The 5,251-nt window shown below is 32.1% G+C and carries 6 protein-coding genes; 3 read left to right on the top strand and 3 right to left on the bottom strand.

Translation table 11 applies throughout. The features are described 5' to 3' along the window. Positions 1 to 155: 155 nt before the first annotated feature. Positions 156 to 617, top strand: coding sequence for an IS200/IS605 family transposase (gene tnpA, locus U0M88_RS06530; protein WP_331869290.1), 462 nt, complete (start codon positions 156 to 158; stop codon positions 615 to 617). Between the two features lie 148 nt (positions 618 to 765). On the opposite strand, the gene U0M88_RS06525 is transcribed toward tnpA, so the two are convergent. Genes U0M88_RS06525 through U0M88_RS06515 form a run of 3 tightly spaced genes read right to left on the bottom strand, consistent with a single transcriptional unit; the run spans position 766 to position 1,841 of the window. Continuing rightward, positions 766 to 1,011 carry a hypothetical protein gene (locus U0M88_RS06525; protein ID WP_331869289.1) on the bottom strand — a complete coding sequence of 82 codons (246 nt, stop codon included), beginning with the start codon at positions 1,009 to 1,011 and terminating at the stop codon, positions 766 to 768. A gap of 16 nt (positions 1,012 to 1,027) precedes the next feature. Beyond that, on the bottom strand, positions 1,028 to 1,381 hold the full coding sequence (locus tag U0M88_RS06520; protein ID WP_331869288.1) for a hypothetical protein: 354 nt from the start codon (positions 1,379 to 1,381) through the stop codon (positions 1,028 to 1,030). Next, entirely contained in the window at positions 1,371 to 1,841 is a 471-nt protein-coding gene (locus tag U0M88_RS06515) for a DUF4417 domain-containing protein (RefSeq protein WP_331869291.1), read from the bottom strand. The genes U0M88_RS06520 and U0M88_RS06515 overlap by 11 nt, the downstream gene beginning before the upstream one ends. 749 nt (positions 1,842 to 2,590) lie before the next feature. Between U0M88_RS06515 and U0M88_RS06510 the strand changes: the two genes are divergently transcribed. Next, positions 2,591 to 3,646, top strand: coding sequence for a Fic family protein (locus tag U0M88_RS06510; protein ID WP_331869287.1), 1,056 nt, complete (start codon positions 2,591 to 2,593; stop codon positions 3,644 to 3,646). Continuing rightward, positions 3,646 to 5,148 carry a class I SAM-dependent DNA methyltransferase gene (locus tag U0M88_RS06505; protein WP_331869286.1) on the top strand — a complete coding sequence of 501 codons (1,503 nt, stop codon included), beginning with the start codon at positions 3,646 to 3,648 and terminating at the stop codon, positions 5,146 to 5,148. The genes U0M88_RS06510 and U0M88_RS06505 overlap by 1 nt, the downstream gene beginning before the upstream one ends. The last annotated feature ends 103 nt before the right edge of the window (positions 5,149 to 5,251 follow it).

Genomic DNA, 5,251 nt, shown 5'->3' with positions numbered 1-5,251 from the left:
TATTGTCTCCAAAGACAATAAAACCACCTGATATTCAGGTGGAAATTAGACACTTTAGTTTATGTTTTATTGTCCAATTGGAAAAATAAAACCTCTAATTCTATACTAAATATGGTTCTCCAGCCAATTTAATATAAGAAAGAGAGGTTATCCAATTGGACAATAATAGTCTAGCACACACTAAATGGAACTGTAAGTACCATATAGTATTCGCTCCAAAATATAGAAGAATGGTAGCGTATGGTAAATTAAAGAAAGATATCGCTGATATATTATCAGCACTATGTAAAAGGAAAGGTGTAAAAATAGTAGAAGCAGAAGTATGCCCAGATCATATTCATATGCTTGTTGAAATTCCGCCTTCTTTGTCTGTTTCCAACTTTATGGGTTATCTAAAAGGTAAATCAACGCTCATGATTTTTGATAGACATGTAAATTTAAAATACAAATATGGAAACAGACATTTTTGGGCAAGAGGCTACTATGTAGATACAGTAGGCAAAAATCAAAAGAGGATCGAAGAATATATTCAAAATCAGCTCCAAGAAGATAAGTTGTATGATCAAATATCTTTGAAGGAATATGTTGATCCCTTCGATCCGAAAGAGATTAAATAATAAAATAAGATTCCTTGTAAGGAATCTGTAGGAAAAGATGGTGCGACTGGAGAATCATTTAAGATAATCCTTTAGGATAATGCCGGCACCAAGCCCTTATAGGGCGTTACAAACTACCGGCTTAGCCGGTAGTCATGATTTATGATAATCAATAAATCCAAACATCATTTTCAGTAAGTGATTCCCACATTTGAAGAACTGTTACATTATCACGAGTAACTTTTAATAATTCTTCAAAAGTTATAACTTCTGTGCTTTCTTTATAAAATTCACAGAAAGATATTAGACGTTCATTATTGAATGTTCCATATGTGATTGAATACATTTTGTTGTTGTATTTGAATTCAATTTCGTTTCCACATTCAATATATTCTTTTAGTTGTTCTTTAATCATTTTCCCTCCTCTGAAATTATTCTCTATGCATTTTTGAACCTGTGAAAGTGATTTTGTGTTCGTGTGGAACTTTTAGATGTGTTTTAGGGTTACCGTGATTTGTATAGTCTATATCCAAATAGGCCTTACCATCATTATCATAATACCGTTCGCTATTTAAATTTCCATTTATATATTTTTTGATAACAGAATTAGGATATGAATGTGTAGGAGAACCATGAACATTAGCTATAGTTGACACTGTCTCTACTGTACCAACGTTGTTAGAGTTGGCAGTATTGTAATCCTTGCCGTTTATGTAATTGTTTTCACTTCCATTTATTTCATTGCTACGATTGTTTCCTGCAAAACCATCCCAATTACCCTTCATTTTTTATGACCTCTACCATCCCACTAGAATGGATATTTCTGTTGGCAATATCTTTTCTTAATTCCATGTTACGCTTCATTGTATGAGAATCATATTGGTATATTGGTATACCTGCAATAATTGCGCTTTCAAATACATAATCGTAAGCTGGTCCATATACGACAATACCTGTAGGGTGAATTACATCCAAGACTATTTTCATTTGATTTCGAAATATTTTTCTATTTTCGAGGTTCCAAGTAAAGCCGTTAGTGCCGACAGCGATGAGGCAATTCTTTGGTATTGCATCAAGCATCCCAATGGTCTCATCATTTCCTAATCTTACATTGGGTATTACTTTTATACCTTGTTTACCAAAAAAATATGTAATTGCAAGATTGGTATATATTTGACTCTTTTGAACCGCAAGTGGCATATTGTCGTATGGGCTTGCGTCCATTCCTATGATGCTAGAATAGATAGAGAGTTTTTTCTACATATCTTTTTGGATTATTTAGAATTGGAGTAAATTTTTCATCTCTACAATAAAATGACATACATGATGACTTTGGATCAACTACCTCTCTTCTACAATCCCATTGAAATAAAGATTTTGGTGGATTCGTCTCGACCATCCATTTTTCAATGATAGGGTATCCATCTGGTTTTGTTCTTCGCGCTCCTTCTATTAAAGGGACATTTTATAGATCGTGGTGTCTATGAAATGTCCTTTTGCTTTATATATTAAGAAATTCAATGTGTCTTTCATAAAACCAAAATCTAAGGTACATGCCGATTTTTAATTAGTGCACTATGAAAAGAGCCTTTGATAGACATTAATGATTTATTCTATTGATTATTATTGTTATCTTTGTCTTCATACATTATCGAATCATAACAATCAAATAAATCATCAATTAATTTGGCTAGATAACCTTTAAATAATTTGACGTTCGATAATATGTATTTGCTCAGTTGTTACTAAGCTTTGCGAAAGAGTATTTCAATATAGTCATGATTTGTGATTAATTTTTATCTGTTTGTTTAACAGGTAATCTCAAAAGTCCTTATAAATAGGGCACTTTGTTGATGTTTTGTGTTGTATGGATAGTTAAAATTCAATTTAGTCATTTTATTTCAATTTAGTCATTTTTTGAAAAATGACTAAATTGAATTGATTTATGACCAAATTGAAACTAAAATAGAATAGAAGAAAGAAGGGTGATTATAATGAGACAATTTGATTATAAAGAGTCTTGGAAGAAGTTATTGACTCCTAAGATCGTAACACTTTTAACTTCTATTCATGAATATAAAGGTGAACAAAATTTATTTATTGAATCCAATTCGGATAAATTAACTGATTTATTAGAGATTGCCAAAATTCAAAGTACGGAGGCATCAAATAAGATTGAAGGTATCAGTACAACACAAGAAAGAATTAGAAAACTAGTTTTGGACAAGACAATGCCTAAAAGTAGAAGCGAAAAAGAAATTGCGGGATATAGGGATGTATTATCTACTATTCATAATAATCATGAGTTTATCCCGGTTAATCCTAGCTATTTTTTACAATTACATGGAGATTTATACAAATTTAATGGTCCTAGTTTTGGGGGTAAATATAAATCTGTAAACAATGTAATTTCAGAAATTCATGCTGATGGTAGTGAAACGATTCGATTTAAACCGATTGAGGCGTGGGCAACTCCTGATACGATGATTAATTTATGTGAAGCGTATAATAATGCGATTAACGATTGTGTTGATCCTCTTATTGTGATGCCTATGTTTATTTTGGATTTTTTATGCATTCACCCTTTTAACGATGGCAATGGTAGAATGAGTAGATTATTAACATTATTGTTGTTATATAAGTCTGGTTATATAGTTGGTAAATATATAAGTATTGAGAAATTAATAGAAATTTCAAAGGATTCTTATTATGATGCTTTACAAGAAAGTTCGTTGAATTGGCATGATGGTAACAATGATTATGCACCTTTTGTGGAATACTACTTAGGGGTAGTGATAGCGGCTTATAGAGAATTTTCAACAAGAGTGCAAACATTAATTGAGGCAGGTTTGAGTAAGCCTGATAGAATTCGTGAGTTGATTAAAAATCATATTGGAAAAATAACGAAGGCTGAAATAGTTGAAAAATGTCCTGATATTAGTGATACAACAATAAGTCGTACACTAAGTGAATTGTTAAAGAATAATGAAATAGTTAAGGTTAGCGGTGGAAGATTTACTTCTTATGTATGGAACGGAGGGGAACGATAGTGATTACTGGAGAATTAAAGAATAAAATTGATGGTTTGTGGGACGTACTTGCTGCTGGTGGGTTAACTAATCCGCTAGAGGTTATTGAGCAAATAACTTATTTGATGTTTATTCATGATTTAGATGAAACAGATAATAAAAATGCAAAAGAATGTGCTATGTTGGGATTGCCTTTTAAGAGTATCTTTGCCGAGGAAATAAAAATTGGCGACAGAGTTGTTGATGGTCAACAACTTAAATGGTCTAGATTCCGTGATTTGCCAGCGAATAAAATGTATGAAATTATTCAGGAATCAGTATTCCCTTTTATCAAGAATTTGCATTCAGATAAGAATAGCGCATATTCAAAATATATGGATGATGCGATCTTTAAGTTGCCAACTCCGTTAGTTTTATCGAAGGTGGTTGATTGTTTGGACGATATTTATGCTTTGATGGGGCAATCAAATGAAGTAGATATTAGAGGTGATGTCTATGAATATTTGTTGTCAAAGATTTCTACAGCTGGTAGAAATGGACAATTTAGAACCCCAAGACATATTATTCGTATGATGGTTGAACTTATGGATCCAAAGCCACAGGATACGATTTGCGATCCTGCTTGTGGCACAGGTGGTTTCTTGGTTGGTGCTAGTGATTATCTAAGAGAGACTTATCGTAATGAGATTTTAATGAATAAAGATAATAGAGAACATTATATGAATCACATGTTCTATGGATTCGATATGGATCGTACGATGCTTCGAATTGGTGCTATGAATATGATGACACATGGTGTTGAGTCTCCTTTTATTGAATATAGAGATAGTTTATCGGATCAAAATCTAGACACAGATAAATATTCTATAATTCTTGCAAATCCGCCTTTTAAGGGTACTTTAGATGCTGATTCAGTTTCTTCTGATTTATTGAAAGTTACTAAGACCAAGAAAACAGAATTGTTATTTTTGGCACTATTTATAAGAATGTTAAAAGTTGGCGGAAGATGTGCTTGTATAGTTCCTGATGGTGTATTGTTTGGTTCAAGTAACGCTCACAAGCAAATCAGAACAGCTCTTGTTGAGAATAATAGATTAGAAGCAGTTATTTCTATGCCTTCTGGTGTTTTTAAACCCTATGCAGGTGTTTCTACTGGAATTCTTATTTTCACTAAAACAGGACATGGTGGCACAGATAAAGTATGGTTCTATGATATGAAGGCTGATGGCTATTCTTTAGATGATAAAAGAACAGTGATTAATGATAACGATATACCTGATATTATTGAGAGATTTAATAATTTAGATAAGGAAACAGATAGAAAAAGAACAGAACAAAGTTTCTTAGTAGATAAACAAGAAATTGTTGACAATGATTATGATTTATCAATCAACAAATACAAGGAAGCTGTTTATGAGAAGGTTGAGTATCCACCAACAAACGAGATACTTGCTGATATTGAAACTTTAAACAAAGAAATAGAAAAGAATTTTGAAGAACTTAAAGCTCTTCTTAAAAACTAGAAAGGAGTTATAATCCGAATGACAAATTCGGATTTGTGAGGATGACATATGGATTCTGCTAAAATGGTTAAGCTTGCAGATATAAGCGAGTTAATAACAAAAG

The sequence above is a fragment of the Faecalicoccus sp. genome (assembly GCF_036552745.1).
Classification (GTDB): domain Bacteria; phylum Bacillota_I; class Bacilli_A; order Erysipelotrichales; family Erysipelotrichaceae; genus Faecalicoccus.
Note: the sequence above shows the minus strand (reverse complement) of the source record. Positions and strands in the feature narration are given on the sequence as shown.

Bases quoted from the DNA above. Each gene is read 5' to 3' on its own strand.
- U0M88_RS06525 (WP_331869289.1), bottom strand. From the start codon at position 1,011: ATGATTAAAGAACAACTAAAAGAATATATTGAATGTGGAAACGAAATT.
- U0M88_RS06520 (WP_331869288.1), bottom strand. From the start codon at position 1,381: ATGAAGGGTAATTGGGATGGTTTTGCAGGAAACAATCGTAGCAATGAA.
- U0M88_RS06510 (WP_331869287.1), top strand. From the start codon at position 2,591: ATGAGACAATTTGATTATAAAGAGTCTTGGAAGAAGTTATTGACTCCT.